Genomic DNA, 19,450 nt, shown 5'->3' with positions numbered 1-19,450 from the left:
CCTCTCCCCTCTTTTACTTACGCATTTTTGGATCTAACGCGTCGCGTAATCCGTCTGCCATTAAGTTAAACGCTAAAATTAATATACTGATGACAACCGCAGGGATGAACATCATATGCGGATACGTTTGAATAGATTTATAACCATCATTTACAAGAGAACCTAGTGACGCAAATGGTGGCTGAATTCCTAAACCGATGAAACTTAAGAACGCTTCACCAAACACCGCTGATGGAATTGTAAACATCGTCATTACGATAATAGGTCCCATTACGTTTGGAATTAAATGTTTCACAATTAATTGTGTATTTGTTGCACCTAATGTACGAGATGCTAATACATATTCTTGGTTTTTTAACTTTAAGATTTGTCCACGAACAATACGCGACATCCCTATCCAACCTGTAATCGCCATCGCAAGTGTAATTGACCAAATACCAGATCCCATAATGATTACCATTAAAATAACGATGATTAAGTATGGAATACCGTTAATAATCTCCATAATACGTTGCATAATGTTATCTACTCTACCGCCGTAGAATGCTGAAATACCTCCGTATGCAACCCCAATTACTAAGTCAATTGCTGCCGCTAAAAGAGCGATATATAATGATACGCGTGTACCTTCCCATGTTCTTGTCCATAAGTCACGGCCAAGGTCATCTGTACCAAACCAGAAGTACTCTTTAATATCACGTTTTTCATATTGGTCAACACCATATTGATCTGTACCGTCAAATGGTAACCAATGAACATTTTCAATAACTGGAATTTTTGGTGGTAATTTCGCACGACCTAAATCTTGCTCTTTATACGAGTGTTTACTTACCATCGGTCCAAAAATCGCTAATAGCGCAATGATAACTAACAATACAAGGCCAAGCATCGCACCTTTATGTTGGAATAAACGTCTTCTTACATCTTGCCAAAACGTTAAGCTTGGACGGGCAATGACTTCATTATCAACATTATTTTGATTGGCTTGTTGAAATAAATCTGGAGATAATTTTTGTACATCTTTCATCATTTTTTCCCTCCCGCTAAACGAATACGAGGATCAATAATTCCGTATAAAATATCGACGATGAAAATAACTAAAATGAAGATCGCACTATAGAAAATCGTAGTTCCCATAATAACTGTATAGTCATTTAAAGTAATCGATTTAACGAATTGTTCCCCAAGTCCTGGTACAGCATAAATTTGCTCGATAACAAGTGTTCCTGTAATTAATGCCGCAACCATTGGTCCTAAAATTGTTACAACTGGAATTAACGCGTTACGAAGTGCATGTTTGACAATGATAACGCCTTGGCTAATTCCTTTCGCTTTCGCTGTTAAAATGTAATCGGCTTGCATAACTTCAATTAATTCTGCACGAGAGAAACGTGCGATTGTTGCGATAACTCCCATCGATAATGCAATTGTAGGCATTACAGTAAACTCTGGTCCTTTCCAGAATGCTACTGGGAACCAGCCTAGTTTTACCCCTACGAAATATTGTAGTAATGCGGCGAATACGAATGATGGTACCGACATTCCGAGTACCGAAATAACTGTTGCACTATAATCTACCCACGTATTATTACGAAGTGCGGCAACAATACCTAAAATTAAACCGATAAATGTTCCTAATATAATCGCTTGTAAACCTAATTGGGCTGATGGTCCAATACGATCCACAATCATGTCTGTTACTGGGCGGTTATCATATTGGAATGATACCCCTAAATCACCTTTTGCTAAGTTACCTAAGTAACGTGCATATTGAACTGGTACCGGATCATTCAATCCGTATTTTTCAAGAATGATTTCTTTTTGTGCCGGTGATAGCTTCTCCTGGTTTTTAAGCGGAGAACCCGGAAGTAATTTCATCAAAAAGAAAGTCATTGTAGTAATTAAAAATAATGTCAAAGCCATGTACACGAAACGTTTTAATACATAACGTCCCATAGTCAAGCACCTCCCCGTTTTTCTCAAAAGCAATAAGATAGTTTAAAATATTCTTACTTTTATTTTTTTAAAATAAGAGCATATGCCCATCATAGGCATATACCCTTGTAAACGATGGAAAAAAAAGATTATTTTTGTTCAACAGATGCCCATTTGTAAGTTAATTTACCACCATAGTTAATTGGGATAATATCTTTTACGGCACCTTTTACTACATACGCTGAACCTTTTTGGAAGATTGGAGTGATAACTGCATCCTCTTTAATTAACATCTTCTCTACTTCTAGAAGGTTGTCCCAGCGAGCTTGTAAATCTTTTGTATCTGTTTTAGCTTTTAGGATTAACTCATCATATTTCTGATTAGAATACCCTGTTTTATTTTGAGAACCATTCGTAACAAACATATCTAAATATGAGATTGGATCTGGGAAATCTGGTCCCCAAATACCAAACGCAATATCATATTGCTGAGAATCTTCTAATTTATTTTTTTGTGCGAATGGTTGCTGTTTAATTTTAATTGATAAACCTGGTAAGTTCTTTTCCATCTCACCTTTTAAGAACTCCCCAACTTTTTTAGCATCTTCATTATCAAAGTTTAAGAATTCTAGTTCGATTTTATCAGTTCCAAGCTCTTTCTTCGCTGTTTCCCAAAGCTTTTTTGCTTCTTTTGGATTTGTTTCAACTAGCTTTCCATTTTCAGCTCGAAAATCTTTTTTATTTGGACCTTCAGCGAAATCTTTTCCAACAAATCCGTAAGCTCCAATTGCGCCGTTATTTAAAATAACTTTTGCAATGTTATCACGGTCAAAGGACATTGAAATTGCTTTTCTTAAGTTTTTATTACTTAAGTACTGATTACTTTGATTAAATCTTAAGTAAGCAACCCCTGCCTCTTTTCTTGTTTGGAACTCTGGGCTTTTTCTAAACTTATCAACAAATTCAGACGTTAAAGCCGCTCGATCAATCGCGTTTGTCTCATATAAATTTACATCAGTTGCTGTATTTTTTACAATATTAAAGTTGATTTCTTCGATTTTAACCGTTTTATTATCCCAATATGAAGGATTCTTCTTGAATTGGAAACTTTGTTCATGTTTCCAATCACTCATAACGAATGGACCGTTATATAATGTTGTATTTGCCTCTAAACCAAATTTATCACCTTGTGCTTTTACAAAGTTTTCATTTAGTGGGTAAAATACTGGATAAACTGTTAAATCGATAAAGTAAGGAACGGGATTGTCTAATTCTACTTCTAATGTATAATCATCAATCGCTTTTACACCTAATTGGTCAGCAGGTAATTCTTTTTTATGAATTTTCTCTGCATTTTTAATATCGAACATAATGTATGAATACGTTGCTTTTGTATCTGGATTTACTGCTCTTTTCCATGAATACACAAAGTCTTTAGCTGTTACAGGTTCCCCATTCGACCATTTCGCATCTTTTCTTAATTTAAATATGTATTTCTTCCCATCATCTAGCTTTTCGACATCTTCTGCAACTCCAGGCATTCTCTTTTGATCTTTGCCAATACGATATAAACCTTCCATCGTATTATTTAATGCTGTAGAAGATGAAGAATCAGATGCTAATGATGCATCCATTGACGGAATTTCAGATAACTCTGTTAAATTAAGAATCTGTTTTCCGTTACTACTACTCGTAGCGTTCTCTTTCCCTTTTGCTTTTGCGTCATCTTTTTGGTAGCTACACGCACTAAGCAACATACTTGCAGTTAAAGTTGATGCAAGTAATAACGGTATCTTTTTCTTCATGTTGTGTTGCCTCCCCTAATTGCACTTCCTGTACCCTCAATTGTTAAAAAGTAGAATTGAAAGAATAATCTCCAAGTTTCTACAATTTTCATTATACATATAATATAACAATTGTGAATATAGTTTTTTGTTTTTTTGTTAAAATTTTTAATAAAATATTTATATTTTTAATTTTTCGTAAAGGGATACATTAACATTGCTACCATCATCTTAAAATCAGACCTTTAATTGCGTATAATTTTCAAAAAATTAATCCTAGTACTTATTATAGCTTTTATAGTATAATAATTCTAGTAATATTTTGACGGAGGGGAATATTTTGAATAAAGTTTTTTTTCATACTTGTATACTAATTTTTATAGCGATGATTGCTTCTAGTATTGGTGCATTCCTCATTTCATCTCAATTTTTGTTGAACTTTGTCAACATTTTGTTTTATATTGCACTGTTTTTTATTCTTATCGGCGGTTTTTTATACATATTTCAAAATGGTTTTTTCAATGTAACCATTTACGCATTCCAAAGAGTATTTGGTACGAACAAAAAGATTGACTCTTTAATTGAAGAAGTCGAGGAACCTACAGATAAGAAAGAACGTATTTATAAAACATATTCATTCAAATGGACATATCCAATTTGTATTACAGGTATCTTCCTTGGGTTGTTCTCGACCCTCATTAGCTTTACTATTTTGATGTAGTTTGCAAACACTATCCCATATGATATAATAATCAGCAAAACATTTTGTTATAAAACTTTAGTTCTTTCATATTAAAAGAGCTCAAGTAACAATAAATAAATTTATATGTATGCGATGATAAAGAAGAGTACATATTGAGGCAATTTCAGAGAGCTTGTGGTTGGTGTGAACAAGTAATTGTACAGTATGGAATGGGCTTTTGAGCACCAAACCGAACCGAAAGTAGTAGGCTTTGGCGTTATATCCTAACGTTATCATGGATTAGAGAGATTTCACAGTAGTGAAATAATTAGGGTGGTACCGCGGTCCATTCGTCCCTATAGTTTTTGGGATGAATGGGCTTTTTTGTTTGCCTTCTCTTCCCCCCATCACGCATTCAATTTTAGGAGGAATTACTTATGTCAGTTATCTTTTCTGGTATTCAGCCAAGTGGAACGATTACACTTGGAAACTATTTAGGCGCAATGAAGCAGTTTACAGAGCTTCAAAATGAACACGATTGTTATTTCTGTATTGTAAACCAACATGCGATTACAGTACCTCAAGATCCCGTCGGACTTCGTAAAAACATCCGCAGTCTTGCTGCACTTTATGTAGCATGCGGCATCGATCCTGAAAAAGCTACTTTATTTGTACAATCAGAAGTACCAGCACACGCTCAATTAGGATGGATCATGCAATCTGTTGCTTACGTTGGAGAATTAGAACGTATGACGCAATATAAAGATAAAGCTTCGGGTAGAGATTCAGTTCCAGCTGGATTACTTACGTATCCACCATTAATGGCTGCTGATATTTTACTTTACAACACTGAAATCGTACCAGTTGGTGATGACCAAAAGCAACATATGGAATTAACACGCGACCTAGCAGAGCGTTTCAACAAACGCTTCCGTGAAGTGTTCACAATTCCTGAAATTCGTATTCCAAAAGTAGGCGCTCGCGTTATGTCATTAACAGAACCTACGAAGAAAATGAGTAAATCTGATCCGAATCCAAAATCAATGATCAGTATGCTTGATGAACCAAAAACAATTGAAAAGAAAATTAAAAGTGCTGTTACTGACTCTAAAGGTATTGTGAAATTTGATAAAGAAAACAAACCTGGTATCTCTAACTTATTAACAATCTACTCTTCATTCTCTGGAAAAACAGTTGAAGAAATTGAAGCAATGTACGAAGGAAAAGGATACGGCGACTTCAAAGGCGACCTAGCGCAAGTAGTCGTAGAAGCAATTCGTCCAATCCAAGACAAATATAACGAACTAATCAACTCACCAGAACTAGACGAAATTCTAGACAAAGGTGCAGAAAAAGCAAACCGCGTTGCATTCAAACAACTACGCAAAGTAGAAAACGCAATGGGACTAAGCAGAAAACGTAGGTAACATATAAAGCGGAGGCGACTGCTTAGCCCTGACGGCTAAGGTTCTTTCCCACAGAAGGTGCTTTTTACCTTCTCGTGGGGAAGGTTCTTAGACGCGAAGGGCTAGGAGCCGGAGCTGGATTTCTACATAAAGCGGAAGCAGCTCGTTCAGAATGTGAGGGGGATGGAGCTCCTTCCTGCGAGGCGCTTTTTGCCTCGCAGGAAGGCGCGAAGCCACCGAACATTCTTGCCGCTGGAGCTGGATTACTACAAAATTAAAAAACCGCCAATTGGCGGTTTTTTAATTTACCTTTTGCTCATTTTCCATTTCCCATAACTTTTCAAAAAATGGCTGTCCTTTTACGAGACGCTCGCATAATTGTTCATGCTTATCAGACCAGCCTGTTTTCGCTTCATCATACAGCTTAACCCAAATATCTTCAAATTCCATATGTTGAACCATTCCATATGCTGATGGATCCCACTCTGTGAACCAATAGCGAATTTCTGCTGTATTTTTCGTTGTATGTAATTGATCTAACGCCATAAATAATAATTGTTTTAGCTGTCTTTCTTTACGAGTCAAGCCATTCATAATGAAAGGCGATGGTGATAAAATGTGATGTTCTTTTTCTGTTTCTTCTACTTGGAACTCATACTTTTCTGCTTGTACGTTTTCTACCATCTCATATACCATCTGTTCTTGGCGTGGTATAAGTCTGCTTTTGCGAATTGGTACATTGTAGCCAATTGTGTCAATCGCAATAATTCCTTTTCCATCTGTAACAACAAAGCAATACTCTTGCTGCAAACGTTCATGATTTTTACGAATATAAGCCTTATGATGTACGTCTTCCAGCATTTTTTGCGGAAGCTCTAACAATTCGTTCTCGATGTAATGATATAATGTGGCATCTACTTTTAATAATGGCACTTGATCTAATAGCTCAATCGTATCATCTTTCCGCCATTCGTAAAAATGACAAACGTTATACCCATTTTCTTCACCTTCAAACCAATTTACCCATACATCATGTAGATATAACATTCACTACCCCTCACTTCACTACTGTTTGTACCAATCATTATGTTCATTTTTGCTTAACTTTATTCCACTTGAGGAAATATATTCTAATTATTATTTTTTCTTCTATTAATATTAAAAAAACAGGAAATAGAAATCCTGTTTTTTTATATATGAAATGTACTTGCTTTATTCAATATTTCTTTTGCATCTATAGATAATAAAGAAAGTGTATCTTCTTCTTCCAAAGTTACACAATCTTTGACAATATGAAATCCAAGCGCATAGCCAAGCATCTTCGGATAAGAGTGAAAGCCATTTAATAAGATGTCATGTTCCCTTGTTCCTCGTTTTATACTTATTCTTTCATGTACAATATTTTTCCAATAATAAATAGCCTCTTCCTTTGAAAGATACGCCGTCCACGGTGCATTGTTTTTTTCTGTATACCTTTCTGTTACTGCTTGTTCAGCTAGCCCTTCCATAATCATCGTATCAAGTAATGTATATTCTGTTTCTTTCGTCTCAATTTGATGTAACCTGCATATGTGATGATATTCATGCGCTAATAACACTTTTAATTCTTCTACCGAATTCCGTCCACATACGAATAAGAAAATAACATGACGCATAGATAATCCAGCCCTACCGTTATACTCTTCTTGTACAGTTCGATTATAGGAATCTGATAATAAAATAAAGACAGGGACATCTGGACCTTTTAACCAGTTTTTCAGTTTATCATACTCCAGGCTCAATTCTTTCCAAATTTCCTTTTCCTCTAATTCTTTAATTTCCTTTTCTCCGCGCATGATCGGGCGATACATCCCTTTTGAAATTAAAAAGCGATACAACCTTTCTTTTGGCAACGGAATATACTTCGTAAATTTCTCACAAAGTTTTTCTGGCCGCCCATAATATAAATGTAGCCATTCAGCTGTTTCAACAATCCCCATCTTTATCCCTCCTTTTTCTTATGTATATGCTACAGGAGAAAAAGGCGTAAAAATAAATAAGGAGTTTTTTCGCAATATATTGCGAAAAAACTCCTTATTTTATCTATTATTTATACGATTTAAATACTAATACTGCGTTATGACCACCGAATCCTAATGAATTACTTAACACTGCGTTTACTTCTTGATGTCTCGCATTATTCGGTACATAATCTAAATCACACTCTGGATCTGGTGTTTCATAGTTAATTGTTGGAGGAATTACTCCGTCTGTAATTGATTTAATAGAGAAGATCGCTTCAACAGCACCAGCTGCTCCTAATAAGTGACCTGTCATTGATTTCGTTGAACTGATCGCTACTTTATACGCGTGCTCACCGAACGTTTCCTTAATTGCCATCGTTTCATACTTTTCATTCGCATCCGTACTTGTACCATGCGCATTAATGTAATCAATATCTTCTGGCTGTAGGCCTGCATCAGCTAAAGCTTGACGCATTGCACGCACGCCGCCTTCACCGCCAGGAGCCGGCATTGTAATATGGAATGCATCACCAGTTGCACCGTAACCAGCAATTTCCGCGTAAATGTGAGCACCACGAGCTAATGCGTGCTCTAATTCTTCAAGAATTAAAATACCTGAACCTTCACCCATTACGAAACCACTACGGTTTTTATCGAATGGACGACAAGCTGTTGCTGGATCTTCATTAAATGTTAATGCTTTCGCTGAGCTAAATCCTGCGAATGCCATACTTGTTAACGGCGCCTCTGCCCCGCCCGTAATCATTGCATCAGCATCACCGCGCTGAATCGCTTTAAATGCATCACCAATTGAGTTTGCACCAGATGCACAAGCCGTTACAGAACAAGTGTTAATTCCTTTTGCTCCTGTTGCGATCGATACTTGACCTGCTGCCATATCTGGAATCATCATCGGTACGAAGAATGGGCTCACGCGGCGCGGGCCTTTCTCAGTAAAAATCTTAAATTGTTCTTCGTATGTTTCCATACCACCAATACCAGAACCAATCCACACACCAATTCGGGGTCCGTTTTCTTCTGTAATTTCAAGCTTTGCATCTGCAACTGCCATTTTCGCTGCTGCTACTGCATATTGTGTAAAGCGATCCATACGGCGCGCTTCTTTTTTATCAATATATTTCTCGACTTCAAAGTCGTTAATTTCTGCTGCTACTTTTGCTGGAAATAGTTCCGGATCAATTCTTGTAAGTCGTCCGATTCCAGATACACCCTTTTTAATGTTTTCCCACGCTGTTTCAACATCTGTACCGACCGGTGTAACAGCTCCTAGTCCTGTAATTACGACCCTCTTTTTTTCCATACAAAATACACTCCTTTTTTTCTCTCAGTCCTTATTTACCCCAACGAAGAGCGACTGCTCCCCATGTTAATCCGCCGCCAAAACCAACAAGTATAATTAAATCACCATCTTGAATACGTCCGTTTTGCAATTCCTCTACCATTGCAATCGGAATTGAAGAAGCCGATGTATTACCAAACTTTTCAATTGTCATACTCATTTTTTCTTGTGGCAAATTTAATCTCTCTCTTGCAGATTCCATAATACGAATATTCGCTTGATGCGGTACTAAGAAATCCACATCCTCTTTTGTAAGACCAGCCTTATCCAGCACGCGAAGACAAGATTCACCAAGTTGACGAACGGCAAATTTAAAGACTTCTCTGCCATTCATCATAACATACTCGTCTTGATATAGATGCTTACCGCCGCTTCCGTCTGCTCCTAATTCGAAAGATAGAACGCCTCTTCCTTCTGAAACTGCTCCCATTACGATAGCACCGGCTCCGTCTCCAAATAATACCGCTGTATTTCGATCATTCCAGTCTACAATTTTAGATAGCTTATCACTACCAACTACTAATACGTTTTTATAAGTCCCCGTTTGAATAAATTGCTGCGCTGTAATCATTCCGTACATAAAACCAGCGCATGCTGCACCTACATCCATTGCAGCTGCATGTTTCGCTCCAATCGCTTCTTGAATGACACAAGCTACTGCTGGAAACGCACGATCTGGTGTTACTGTCGCCACTAAAATAAGATCGATATCTTCTCCGCTAACCCCTGCATCTTCAAGTGCTTTTTTTGCAGCCTCTACGGCCATATATGAAGTATCTATTGTATCATCGGCAATGCGTCTTTCTGCAATTCCCGTTCTCGTACGAATCCATTCATCGGATGTATCCATTATTTTTTCTAAATCGTGATTTGTGACTACTTTTTCTGGCACATATCTTCCGATCCCTAAAATGCCCACGTTCACATCGCAGCCCTCCGTTTTATATCAATTATTATGACTTGGTACTAATTTTAAAACATAAATGTATTTTTGTCTAGAATATATTTCGCATAAAACAGAAAGCTAACGCATTATCCACTTTATTTTTCATTAAAAGAAACAGAAACATACCTCTCAAATATAAAAAGACTCAAACCGCTTCTGTTCACGGTTCGAGCCTCTCTTCCATCTAAAAAGATGCTTTTTATTCTTTATCTGCTTTCCCGAGCTCATAAGCCTCGTTCATAACTTTCATTAACAACTCTAACACCGGCTGTGCCTTCTCCATATCAAGTGCAATTCCATTATCATCTAAAATTGCCTTTGCTTCCGGTAAATGCTTCATTGCGATTTGTAAAAACTGCATGCTTTTTTCGTTCATATTATACTCTTCCTCTCCATTAAAACTTTCACATACAATAGTGTAACACGCGTACTACCCTTCGTATAACTCTTTATATTTTTTCATGTGTGCCAGTTGCTTATTTAAACCGTATTCTAACGGAGTATTTCTTTTTATCGAAATTACTTCGATAGCCTCATCTCTTACTTCGCTATTATTTTTATTTACTTTATCATCCGCGCGTAAAAGATTCATACCTTTTTCCCATAATGACTGTTTACCACTAAGTAAATTGTATATACCAAGATGCGCCCCGTTCGTTCCATGTTCCCATAAGTATTCACATACATCTTCAACGTAAAGTAAATCATTCCCCTTTTCCTCAATCGTACAACGGCACTCTTTTTCAACTAATTCTGATAAAATAAGCTGATGAAACATCATAAAGGACGGTTGCCACGGTCCATATAATGTTGGAACTCGAAATACACTATATTGTAAATTCCCTTTTTTCAATCCTTCTTCTACTTTCAAAAATAGGCGCTTATTTTCGGATTCATCTGTACTTCCTACTTCAATAGAAGAAATTAAATTTAACTTCACTTTTTGTTCTTCACACATTCTTATAATTCGCTTTAAATATTGTAATATGACTCTTTCATTCCGAAATCCACTTTGCTGATTTGGCTCATATAAGCAAAAGTAAACAGTATCGAATCTCTCTTCCTCAACCGATCTCCATCCATCTTCATCTCTTATCGAATAATACGTAAATAACGCATTTCGCCCAATTAATAATAACTTCTCTTCATTAATTTTGGTCATACTATCGAATTCATCAAAATCAAGACCATAGACTTCCACTTCTTCTGCAATCATTTTATTTACAAGGTGATAACCTACAAACGTAAGTGCACCTATTATCAGCACGCGTTCCATACCACCAACCCTTTCCCTCTGAAACAAATAGCTCCTCATTTATGTATATGGGAGCTTCATAATTCTTCTTCATATTTTTTAAAGAAATCGGTCGTTTGCCTAACCATTTTATATTTCACATCTTGCAGATGGAACAAGACAGAAGTATCACATTGATTTAGTTGCCTCATTTTCTCATATCTACGCAACTGCTGTTTTCTTCCTCTTTTTTCTTGTGTTGATACGAAAATTTTGACAGGTACACAAGATGGAAGAAGCGTAAATGATTTCTTATTTATTTTTAATTCTAATTCTTCTTCTTTGGAATCATACGCCAAACTTAATTCCTTCACCAGTCTCTTGTAAAAAAACTTATGCTCTTTCTCAAACTCCACATATTCTGGTAAATCTAAACACGGATTTAACATAATGACAGAGCGTATACACTCAGGATATTTGTTCATCATTTCAAGTGCTACAAGTGCTCCCATACCATCTGCCATAATGTGCATTTTCGCATTCAATGTCTCTTTTCTCAACACAACGTCATATAAACGTTTTGCTAGACGAACAGATTGGTCGTTTCCCCAATGTCTTCCGTATAAATTAGAAGAAAAGACAGTGTAGCCTTGCTCAATAAGGCCATGTAAAAAATAAGATCTACCCGCATGCTGTGTCCATAAACTTGTACCATTCTCAATAAAGTAGTTGTAATCACCAAGAAGCATTACAGAAAATCCATTTGGCTTCTCCGGTAAATAAATGACACATGGTTCTTTTTCTAAGTAAAAAAAACGTTCCGTAATACTCATTTTTCCCCCGCCTTATTTTCTAAACATATAAAACCACTCTTTTATAATGTATGAACGGAATGCAAATTTGCGTTGAAAAATCTACAAATATTTTTCTATATTCTTTTTTCAATTGTGTTACAATAAGGACAGATTGAACGAATAGAGGTGTAAAATATGCGTTTCATTTGGGCATTAATTTGGTCGTTCTTACTTGTACATATGATGAGCTATGTAATCGGCTCTATGACTGGCGGTACATACGACTTTAACCAAGCGTCTATTTTCTCAGTTGTTCTTGCTGTGTTAGTACTCGCAATTTCAGCTGCAATTCCAAACGAGCCAGTAGAACAACACTAAAAAAAGAGTCCGGATTTTATCCGAACTCTTTTTTTATTTTTATTTCACATGAACGACTAATTCGTTATTTTCTACATCAACAACTACGTGACTATTGTCAGTAATTGTTCCTGCAATTAATTCTCGTGCTAATTTCGTTTCCACTTGACGTTGTACGTATCGTTTTAATGGACGAGCTCCGTACATTGGGTCGAAACCAGCTTCCACAACAAATTCTTTTGCTGCATCTGTTAATTCTACTGTAATGTGACGGTCAGCTAGACGACCTTGTAGTTCTTTTACAATTTTATCAACAATGCTTTTAATTTCATTCGTTGTAAGAGGTTTGAATAAAATAATTTCATCAACACGGTTTAAAAATTCAGGGCGGAAATGTCCTCTTAATTGTCCCATTACAAGGTCTCTTGATTCCTCTTTAATCGAACCATCTTCTTCTAATCCATCTAGTAAATGAGCAGATCCGATATTTGAAGTCATAATAATAACTGTATTTTTAAAGTCCACTGTACGACCTTGCGAATCTGTAATGCGCCCATCATCTAACATTTGTAATAAAATGTTGAATACTTCTGGATGTGCTTTTTCAATTTCATCTAATAAAACAACGGAATATGGTTTACGTCTTACCGCTTCAGTTAATTGACCACCTTCCTCATATCCTACATATCCAGGAGGTGCACCAATTAAGCGTGACACTGCGTGTTTCTCCATATACTCAGACATGTCAATGCGAATCATTTGCTCTTCACTATCGAATAAAGACTGGGCTAGCGTTTTTGCAAGTTCTGTTTTACCAACACCTGTTGGTCCTAAGAAGATGAAAGAACCAATCGGGCGGTTCGGATCTTTAATACCAGCGCGAGCACGAAGAACTGCGTCTGACACTAAGCTTACTGCTTCCTCTTGTCCGATGACACGCTCTGATAAGATTTGCTCTAAGCGTAATAATTTCTCGCGTTCACCTTCCACGAGTTTCGCAACAGGAATACCAGTCCAGCGTGAAACAATATCTGCAATTTCTTCTTCACTTACTTCCTCACGTAATAAACGATTTTCTTGTTTATTATGCGCGCCCATTTCTTCCGCTTCTTTTAACTCTTTTTCAATTGCTGGAATTTTTCCGTGACGAAGTTCGGCTGCTTTATTTAAATCGTAATTACCTTCTGCTTCTTCTAATTCACGACGCAGACGTTCTAAATGTTCACGTAAGTCACGAACTTTGTGAATTTCTTCTTTTTCTTTCTCCCATTTCGCTCTCATACCACTTGCAACTTCTTTTAAATCCGATAATTCACGTTGCAATGTTTTTAGACGCTCTTGGCTACCACGATCCGTTTCTTTTCCAAGAGCCGCTTCTTCAATTTCCAGCTGCATAATGCGGCGCGTTACTTCATCTAATTCTGTTGGCATAGAATCGATTTCTGTACGAATTGTTGCACACGCTTCATCAACAAGGTCAATTGCTTTATCAGGTAAGAATCGATCTGAAATATATCGATCTGATAAAACTGACGCTGCTACAATCGCACGGTCATGAATATTTACACCGTGATAAATTTCAAAGCGTTCTTTTAATCCACGTAAAATTGAAATTGTATCTTCAACAGTTGGTTCTTCTGCTAATACTTGTTGGAAACGTCTTTCTAGCGCTGGATCTTTCTCAATATATTTGCGATATTCATCGAGCGTCGTCGCCCCGATACAATGCAGTTCACCACGCGCAAGCATCGGTTTTAACATATTTCCTGCATCCATGGCTCCTTCTGTTTTACCAGCTCCAACTATTGTATGAAGTTCATCAATGAATAATAAAATGCGTCCTTCACTCTTTTTAATTTCATTTAATACAGCTTGCAGACGCTCTTCGAACTCACCACGGAATTTCGCACCTGCTACGAGTGCACTCATATCTAACGCAAAAATCGTTCTATCTTTCAATCCTTCAGGTACATCCTTTTTCACAATACGCTGTGCTAATCCTTCAACGATTGCTGTTTTACCAACACCTGGCTCCCCAATTAAAACCGGATTGTTTTTCGTTTTACGTGAAAGAATACGGATTACACGTCGTATTTCACTATCACGGCCGATTACAGGATCGATTTTCCCTGCTCTCACTTCCGCCACTAAATCACGGCCATATTTTTCTAACGCTTCATAAGTTGCTTCTGGATTTTGACTAGTCACTCTTTGATTCCCCCGAACTGTCATTAAAGACTGTAATAAGTTATCTTTCGTAATATGCAATCTTGTAAATAATTGATTTATATCGCCTTTTTCTTCAGAAAAAGCAAGCAATACATGTTCTACTGAAATGTAATCATCCTGCAGTTTTTCTGCTTCTTTCCCTGCTCTTACAAGCAGTTGTTGCAGAGCGCTCGTTACATACAATTTTCCAACTTCTGCACCGCTCCCCGTTACAGAAGGTTTCTTTTTAATTAAACTTTCTGCACCTTGCTTTAATGCTTCTATATCAACATTCATTTTTTGAAATATACGTACTGCTAATCCATCTTGCTCTTCTAATAATGCAAGTAATAGATGAACAGTATCCACCTCTTGGTGATGATGAGATACCGCTAAAGATTGGGCACTCATAATCGCCTCTTGTGTTTTTGTTGTCATTTGATTTAAGTCCATCTTTACAGCCCTCCAAAAGTTTGACTTTCTTTGACCTTTGATTTGATTATACGCCAACTGACTTTTTTATACAATAATTTTGCCTATGTATTTTCAAACTTATTATTTGAAAAAGAAAAAGAGAGCATTCATTATACTGCTAAAAAATACGGTAAATGAAATTACAATGTATAACGACAAAAAAGCCGCAATAATGATTGCGGCTTCTGTTACGGTTTTCTTTTATATGTCCACTGGCGGTTATGATTCGTGTTATCCGGAAACTTTTCACCGGCAGTTAATTTCACCATTTGCGGATCTTTCACCATACTTCCCGTTTCACCAATTTCTACGTAAATGCCATCATTCGGCGCTTTTTGTCCAGAACGAAACCTGCGATTTTGTCCCATCTTCATTCTCCTTCCATGACGTCTTGCCTCATTAGTATATCCATTTTAAAAGAAAGCTTTTCTGTCATGTTTAGGAAACAGTACTACATCTCATTCTTGTACATATATATGAATGACACAAGCGTAAGCAGGGATTTCTTTCCTACTTGTAGAAAAAAAAGAAACCAACCTACTCTAGGCTAGTTTCAAAGGAGAGTCAAACATATACGAGAAGATTACATGTTCATTATATGCCTCATCACACGAGCAATGTAACCCTTTTCACAATTTGTACATAATGAAAGAAACATTGTTTGAACTTTCTAAAAAGATGTTGACTTTTCTTAATTTCCAACGATAAATAGTAGACACCACAGCACTTTGAGACGTAAGATGGATATATAGTGAAATTTCCATCTATGGTGATTCCACCGAGTCTAACCTCTTATTTCTGCATATTAAAAACGGAAATACAGATAGATACAAAAAAATTATTATAAGAGGTGAAATTATGAACAAACAACATTTAATCGCATTAGACTTAGACGGCACTTTATTAACAGACAACAAAATAATTTCCACTCGAACGAAACATACAATTGCAAAAGCAAAGGAACAGGGACATATTGTTGTTATTTCAACAGGACGTCCATTCCGTGCTAGTTACGATTACTATAAAGAACTTGATCTTAACACACCTATCGTAAACTTTAACGGCGCTTACGTACATCATCCTCTTGATTCAAACTGGGGAACACATCACTCTCCTCTTGAGCTAGCAACAGCGCAAGAAATTGTCCGAGCTTGCTTTGATTTTGGCGTAAAAAATATATACGCGGAAGTAATGGACGATGTGTATGTTCGTGAAATTGATGAAGATAAAAAACATATTTTCGAATTCGGCTCTCCTAAGATTTTTACCGGAGACTTATTAAATATTTTAAACGATCATCCAACTTGCTTATTAATTGACGCACATGACGAGCATTCTACTGCAATTCGTCAACATTTAACGGATATGCATGCGGAAGTAATCGACCATAGAAAATGGGGCGCACCTTGGCCGATTATTGAAATTGTGAAAAGCGGATTAAATAAAGCAGTTGGATTACAAAAAATTTCTAGTCATTACAACATTCCACAAGAGCGAATTATCGCTTTCGGTGATGAAGATAATGATTTTGAAATGATTGAATTTGCTGGTCACGGCATCGCAATGGGAAATGCCATCCCTGAATTAAAATCACTCGCAAACCATACGACGTTAACGAACGAAGAAGATGGTATTGCTTTATATTTAGAAGAGGTTCTTGGGTTGTAATCTAAAAATTCCCTACTTATAGTTTCCTGCCAAATGTCCATACTATAAGTAGACGCATGAGACATTGCGTCGATTGTTTTCAGCTAAATAAAGGGGGTTTTTCGAATGGGTAAAAAGAACAAATCAAAACGTTTTATCCAACAAGGAGCCGATGCTGTTATGAAGCATGATGCAAGATTCCCGTACAGAGGTACATTAGCTGAGGCAGAAAAAGCAAGAAGTAACTCTTCTTTTGGAGGGGTTTAAATGGGGAACTTACTATTCCAACAAGCTAGAGATGCTGTTGAAAATGCCGTATCTTGTTCAAGCGGTACTGAGCAACAAGATCTCGTGTATAGAGCAAAAAATGCTTTGCAATCCGCTTACGCAAACTCTTCAACTGCTGAAAAAGTTCAGCTCCGTGAAATGCAAGAGCAATTGCAAAACATCACGAATTTACATTAAAAAAGAGGACCAACTTTGGTCCTCTTTAATCTTTCCGAAACAATCCGAACACCCCAACTGTTTGCAGTATATTTGTAAATGCACCTGGGTCCACTTGTTTAATAATCCTCTCTAATTCGTATAACTCGTAACGGGTAATAACCATCATTAACATTTCTTTATTTTCATTCGTATAAGCACCTGTTGCTGGTATCGTTGTAATCCCTCTTACTAATCGCGAGTGAATCGCCTTTCTTACGTCTGCCCCATTCTTCGTAACAATTAATGCTGTAATCTTTACATGACGAGTATGAATTGCATCAATAATTCTCGTTGATACATATAAAGTCACTAGCGTATACAACGCTTTTTCCCATCCATATACATAGCCAGCAGCGATAATGATAATTGCATTAAAAAAGAAAAAGTATGTACCGACAGGCTTATCTTTTATTTTTGATAAAATCATGGCGATAATATCTAATCCACCTGTAGAAGCACCCCACTTTAAAGCAATCCCTACTCCAATTGCGGAAATAATCCCGCCAAAAATCGCATTTAATATGATATCATTCGAAACCGCTCTAACAGGGATGATCTCTAGAAACAAAGTCATAAATATAACACAAAGAAAACTGAAAAAGGTGAAGGCCTTTCCAACCTTTTTCCACGCTAAAATAACGACAGGAATATTAAATAAGCTAAACAATACTCCCGTAGATATGTGAATCGATAAAAAATCACCTAATATTTGTGATAATAATTGAGACAATCCAGCAAAGCCGCTCGCATACACTTTTGCTGGCGTTAAAAATAAATTCATCCCAATCGCGTTTAATAAACCTGCGATGATTACAACGATTAACTTCTTTATAAGTTCAGTATAATTCAACTTCAAATCCATTTCGAATCCACCTTTACCCTTCATAAATGCACCGCTATACATAGTCTTTACGAAAAAGGAAATGATAAACGTACAACGTTTAGAAATGGAGTTGATACATATGCCACATACGAGTGATAACGACAAAAAAGCACGCGATAATAACGCAAAACGCACACAAAAAAATGAGCAAGAGCAAAAAAATATTCAGCAAGGTAAACGTGCATACTCTAAAAAGACCGATCACCTTTGATTCCATCGTACATCAACAATTATGTTGATGTACTTTTTTACATTTTAAAGGAAAAAAACATTAAAAATTCACTTCATGTTCACTTCTATATTCTACAATAGCGATAACATATTCGGATGAGGTGTTGGCATGAGAGGGAAACATATTTTCATTATTACTGCACTAATAAGTATATTGATGCTATCTGCTTGCGAACAAAAAAATGGCTCAGCTACAGTCGCTACAGCAACAGACTCGACCATTACAAAGGATAACTTCGAAAAACAATTGAAAGATCGTTACGGAAAAGACATGCTATACGAAATGATGGCACAAGACGTCATCACAAAAAAATATAAAGTACCTGATGAAGAGGTAAATAAAGAAGTAGAAAAAGTAAAAAAACAATATGGAGATCAATTCAAAAAAGTATTAGAAAATAATGGTTTAAAAGATGAAGAGGATTTTAAAAATCAAATTAAGTTCAAACTTGCTATGAATGAAGCGATTAAGAAAAGCATTACAGAGAAAGACGTAAAAGACCACTATAAGCCAGAAATTAAAGCGAGTCACATTTTAGTAAGTGACGAAAATGAAGCGAAAGAAATAAAGAGTAAACTAGATGCTGGTGCTTCATTTGAAGAATTAGCAAAACAAGAATCACAAGATCTACTATCAAAAGATAAAGGCGGAGACCTTGGATACTTCAATTCAGGTACAATGGCTCCTGAATTCGAAACGGCTGCCTACAAACTAAATGTTGGACAAATTAGCAACCCCGTAAAATCATCAAACGGTTATCACGTTATTAAATTAACTGATAAAAAAGATTTAAAACCTTACGATGAAGTAAAAAACTCTATTCGCAAAAACTTAGAGGAAGAACGTACTGCTGATCCTGTATTCAGCAAAAAATTGTTACAAGAGGAATTAAAAAAGGCAAATATTAAAATAAATGATAGTGATTTGAAAGATACATTTACTCTTGTTTCTCCGCAAGGAAATTAAAAAAAGCACCCCCTTATCTTTTTAGATAAGGGGGTGCTTTTTAATCTTTCATC

The 19,450-nt window shown here is 36.4% G+C and carries 22 protein-coding genes and 1 other annotated feature; of the genes, 9 read left to right on the top strand and 13 right to left on the bottom strand.

Annotated features, from left to right (window positions below; all coding sequences use genetic code 11):
- Positions 1-13 precede the first annotated feature (13 nt).
- The 3 genes from opp3C to NST27_RS06010 all read right to left on the bottom strand — a co-directional run bounded on the left by opp3C (position 14) and on the right by NST27_RS06010 (position 3,740).
- Positions 14-1,030 (bottom strand): oligopeptide ABC transporter permease, encoded by a 1,017-nt coding sequence (gene opp3C / locus NST27_RS06020; RefSeq protein WP_000974106.1) that lies wholly within the window; start codon positions 1,028-1,030, stop codon positions 14-16.
- Positions 1,027-1,956, bottom strand: a complete 930-nt coding sequence (gene opp3b / locus NST27_RS06015; RefSeq protein WP_000534172.1) for an oligopeptide ABC transporter permease — start codon at positions 1,954-1,956, stop codon at positions 1,027-1,029. Before opp3b ends, opp3C begins: the two co-directional genes overlap by 4 nt.
- Before the next feature lie 128 nt (positions 1,957-2,084).
- The gene (locus NST27_RS06010; protein ID WP_000727217.1) at positions 2,085-3,740 is read right to left on the bottom strand and encodes a peptide ABC transporter substrate-binding protein; all 1,656 of its coding nucleotides are present in this window, start codon (positions 3,738-3,740) and stop codon (positions 2,085-2,087) included.
- Positions 3,741-4,059: 319 nt separating this feature from the next.
- Between NST27_RS06010 and NST27_RS06005 the strand changes: the two genes are divergently transcribed.
- The 3 genes from NST27_RS06005 (at position 4,060) to NST27_RS05995 (ending at position 6,085) form a co-directional block, all read left to right on the top strand.
- Positions 4,060-4,440 carry a DUF3899 domain-containing protein gene (locus NST27_RS06005; RefSeq protein ID WP_001044997.1) on the top strand — a complete coding sequence of 127 codons (381 nt, stop codon included), beginning with the start codon at positions 4,060-4,062 and terminating at the stop codon, positions 4,438-4,440.
- Positions 4,441-4,545: 105 nt separating this feature from the next.
- Positions 4,546-4,762, top strand: a binding site (T-box leader).
- 76 nt (positions 4,763-4,838) lie between these two features.
- The gene (gene trpS / locus NST27_RS06000; RefSeq protein ID WP_047385741.1) at positions 4,839-5,828 is read left to right on the top strand and encodes a tryptophan--tRNA ligase; all 990 of its coding nucleotides are present in this window, start codon (positions 4,839-4,841) and stop codon (positions 5,826-5,828) included.
- 74 nt (positions 5,829-5,902) lie between these two features.
- Positions 5,903-6,085, top strand: a complete 183-nt coding sequence (locus NST27_RS05995) for a hypothetical protein (protein ID WP_047385739.1) — start codon at positions 5,903-5,905, stop codon at positions 6,083-6,085.
- 22 nt (positions 6,086-6,107) lie between these two features.
- On the opposite strand, the gene NST27_RS05990 is transcribed toward NST27_RS05995, so the two are convergent.
- The 7 genes from NST27_RS05990 to NST27_RS05960 all read right to left on the bottom strand — a co-directional run bounded on the left by NST27_RS05990 (position 6,108) and on the right by NST27_RS05960 (position 12,183).
- Positions 6,108-6,854: a YjbA family protein gene (locus NST27_RS05990; RefSeq protein WP_000966128.1), complete on the bottom strand. Its 747-nt coding sequence runs from the start codon at positions 6,852-6,854 to the stop codon at positions 6,108-6,110.
- A gap of 143 nt (positions 6,855-6,997) precedes the next feature.
- Positions 6,998-7,786 carry a DUF2268 domain-containing protein gene (locus tag NST27_RS05985; RefSeq protein WP_000513274.1) on the bottom strand — a complete coding sequence of 263 codons (789 nt, stop codon included), beginning with the start codon at positions 7,784-7,786 and terminating at the stop codon, positions 6,998-7,000.
- 106 nt (positions 7,787-7,892) lie between these two features.
- Positions 7,893-9,131, bottom strand: coding sequence for a beta-ketoacyl-ACP synthase II (fabF, locus tag NST27_RS05980; RefSeq protein ID WP_000412652.1), 1,239 nt, complete (start codon positions 9,129-9,131; stop codon positions 7,893-7,895).
- 31 nt (positions 9,132-9,162) lie between these two features.
- On the bottom strand, positions 9,163-10,095 hold the full coding sequence (gene fabH, locus NST27_RS05975) for a beta-ketoacyl-ACP synthase III (RefSeq protein ID WP_001100533.1): 933 nt from the start codon (positions 10,093-10,095) through the stop codon (positions 9,163-9,165).
- Positions 10,096-10,315: 220 nt separating this feature from the next.
- Positions 10,316-10,492, bottom strand: a complete 177-nt coding sequence (locus tag NST27_RS05970; protein WP_001986215.1) for a ComZ family protein — start codon at positions 10,490-10,492, stop codon at positions 10,316-10,318.
- Positions 10,493-10,546: 54 nt separating this feature from the next.
- Positions 10,547-11,419: an NAD-dependent epimerase/dehydratase family protein gene (locus NST27_RS05965; RefSeq protein WP_001986101.1), complete on the bottom strand. Its 873-nt coding sequence runs from the start codon at positions 11,417-11,419 to the stop codon at positions 10,547-10,549.
- A 29-nt stretch (positions 11,420-11,448) separates the two neighbouring features.
- Positions 11,449-12,183 (bottom strand): hydrolase, encoded by a 735-nt coding sequence (locus tag NST27_RS05960; protein WP_000028714.1) that lies wholly within the window; start codon positions 12,181-12,183, stop codon positions 11,449-11,451.
- Positions 12,184-12,339: 156 nt separating this feature from the next.
- On the opposite strand from NST27_RS05960, the gene NST27_RS05955 reads away from it, so the two are divergent.
- A complete protein-coding gene (locus NST27_RS05955; protein WP_001211116.1) occupies positions 12,340-12,522 on the top strand; it encodes a YjzD family protein in 183 nt (60 codons plus the stop codon).
- A 39-nt stretch (positions 12,523-12,561) separates the two neighbouring features.
- Here the strand turns inward: NST27_RS05955 and clpB are convergent, their stop codons facing one another.
- Both clpB and NST27_RS05945 read right to left on the bottom strand, forming a co-directional pair.
- Positions 12,562-15,162, bottom strand: coding sequence for an ATP-dependent chaperone ClpB (gene clpB, locus NST27_RS05950; protein WP_000365404.1), 2,601 nt, complete (start codon positions 15,160-15,162; stop codon positions 12,562-12,564).
- 209 nt (positions 15,163-15,371) lie between these two features.
- Complete coding sequence (locus NST27_RS05945) at positions 15,372-15,551, bottom strand: YjzC family protein (protein WP_000531421.1); 180 nt, start codon at positions 15,549-15,551, stop codon at positions 15,372-15,374.
- A gap of 490 nt (positions 15,552-16,041) precedes the next feature.
- On the opposite strand from NST27_RS05945, the gene NST27_RS05940 reads away from it, so the two are divergent.
- From NST27_RS05940 to NST27_RS05930, 3 genes are all read left to right on the top strand, one after another.
- Positions 16,042-16,851 carry a Cof-type HAD-IIB family hydrolase gene (locus NST27_RS05940; protein ID WP_001041232.1) on the top strand — a complete coding sequence of 270 codons (810 nt, stop codon included), beginning with the start codon at positions 16,042-16,044 and terminating at the stop codon, positions 16,849-16,851.
- A 105-nt stretch (positions 16,852-16,956) separates the two neighbouring features.
- A complete protein-coding gene (locus NST27_RS05935; RefSeq protein WP_000516816.1) occupies positions 16,957-17,097 on the top strand; it encodes a hypothetical protein in 141 nt (46 codons plus the stop codon).
- Positions 17,098-17,295, top strand: coding sequence for a DUF3813 domain-containing protein (locus NST27_RS05930; protein WP_000527407.1), 198 nt, complete (start codon positions 17,098-17,100; stop codon positions 17,293-17,295).
- Positions 17,296-17,320: 25 nt separating this feature from the next.
- On the opposite strand, the gene NST27_RS05925 is transcribed toward NST27_RS05930, so the two are convergent.
- Positions 17,321-18,178 (bottom strand): YitT family protein, encoded by an 858-nt coding sequence (locus NST27_RS05925; RefSeq protein WP_000364431.1) that lies wholly within the window; start codon positions 18,176-18,178, stop codon positions 17,321-17,323.
- 100 nt (positions 18,179-18,278) lie between these two features.
- Between NST27_RS05925 and NST27_RS05920 the strand changes: the two genes are divergently transcribed.
- Together NST27_RS05920 and prsA are read left to right on the top strand one after the other, a co-directional pair.
- Positions 18,279-18,410 (top strand): DUF3941 domain-containing protein, encoded by a 132-nt coding sequence (locus NST27_RS05920; RefSeq protein WP_001120851.1) that lies wholly within the window; start codon positions 18,279-18,281, stop codon positions 18,408-18,410.
- A 129-nt stretch (positions 18,411-18,539) separates the two neighbouring features.
- Positions 18,540-19,397, top strand: a complete 858-nt coding sequence (gene prsA, locus NST27_RS05915; RefSeq protein ID WP_001214202.1) for a peptidylprolyl isomerase PrsA — start codon at positions 18,540-18,542, stop codon at positions 19,395-19,397.
- Positions 19,398-19,450: the final 53 nt, after the last annotated feature.

It is taken from the genome of Bacillus sp. FSL W8-0770 (assembly GCF_038008705.1).
Lineage (GTDB): Bacteria > Bacillota > Bacilli > Bacillales > Bacillaceae_G > Bacillus_A > Bacillus_A cereus.
Note: the sequence above shows the minus strand (reverse complement) of the source record. Positions and strands in the feature narration are given on the sequence as shown.

Excerpts from the sequence above, each read along its gene's own strand:
- trpS (WP_047385741.1), top strand. The coding sequence starts at position 4,839 with ATGTCAGTTATCTTTTCTGGTATTCAGCCAAGTGGAACGATTACACTT.
- NST27_RS05920 (WP_001120851.1), top strand. The coding sequence starts at position 18,279 with ATGCCACATACGAGTGATAACGACAAAAAAGCACGCGATAATAACGCA.
- clpB (WP_000365404.1), bottom strand. The coding sequence starts at position 15,162 with ATGGACTTAAATCAAATGACAACAAAAACACAAGAGGCGATTATGAGT.
- NST27_RS05990 (WP_000966128.1), bottom strand. The coding sequence starts at position 6,854 with ATGTTATATCTACATGATGTATGGGTAAATTGGTTTGAAGGTGAAGAA.
- NST27_RS05945 (WP_000531421.1), bottom strand. The coding sequence starts at position 15,551 with ATGGGACAAAATCGCAGGTTTCGTTCTGGACAAAAAGCGCCGAATGAT.
- prsA (WP_001214202.1), top strand. The coding sequence starts at position 18,540 with ATGAGAGGGAAACATATTTTCATTATTACTGCACTAATAAGTATATTG.
- NST27_RS05960 (WP_000028714.1), bottom strand. The coding sequence starts at position 12,183 with ATGAGTATTACGGAACGTTTTTTTTACTTAGAAAAAGAACCATGTGTC.
- NST27_RS05935 (WP_000516816.1), top strand. The coding sequence starts at position 16,957 with ATGGGTAAAAAGAACAAATCAAAACGTTTTATCCAACAAGGAGCCGAT.
- NST27_RS05940 (WP_001041232.1), top strand. The coding sequence starts at position 16,042 with ATGAACAAACAACATTTAATCGCATTAGACTTAGACGGCACTTTATTA.
- NST27_RS05930 (WP_000527407.1), top strand. The coding sequence starts at position 17,098 with ATGGGGAACTTACTATTCCAACAAGCTAGAGATGCTGTTGAAAATGCC.
- NST27_RS05985 (WP_000513274.1), bottom strand. The coding sequence starts at position 7,786 with ATGGGGATTGTTGAAACAGCTGAATGGCTACATTTATATTATGGGCGG.
- opp3C (WP_000974106.1), bottom strand. The coding sequence starts at position 1,030 with ATGATGAAAGATGTACAAAAATTATCTCCAGATTTATTTCAACAAGCC.
- NST27_RS05970 (WP_001986215.1), bottom strand. The coding sequence starts at position 10,492 with ATGAACGAAAAAAGCATGCAGTTTTTACAAATCGCAATGAAGCATTTA.
- fabF (WP_000412652.1), bottom strand. The coding sequence starts at position 9,131 with ATGGAAAAAAAGAGGGTCGTAATTACAGGACTAGGAGCTGTTACACCG.
- NST27_RS05955 (WP_001211116.1), top strand. The coding sequence starts at position 12,340 with ATGCGTTTCATTTGGGCATTAATTTGGTCGTTCTTACTTGTACATATG.
- NST27_RS06010 (WP_000727217.1), bottom strand. The coding sequence starts at position 3,740 with ATGAAGAAAAAGATACCGTTATTACTTGCATCAACTTTAACTGCAAGT.
- opp3b (WP_000534172.1), bottom strand. The coding sequence starts at position 1,956 with ATGGGACGTTATGTATTAAAACGTTTCGTGTACATGGCTTTGACATTA.
- NST27_RS05925 (WP_000364431.1), bottom strand. The coding sequence starts at position 18,178 with ATGGATTTGAAGTTGAATTATACTGAACTTATAAAGAAGTTAATCGTT.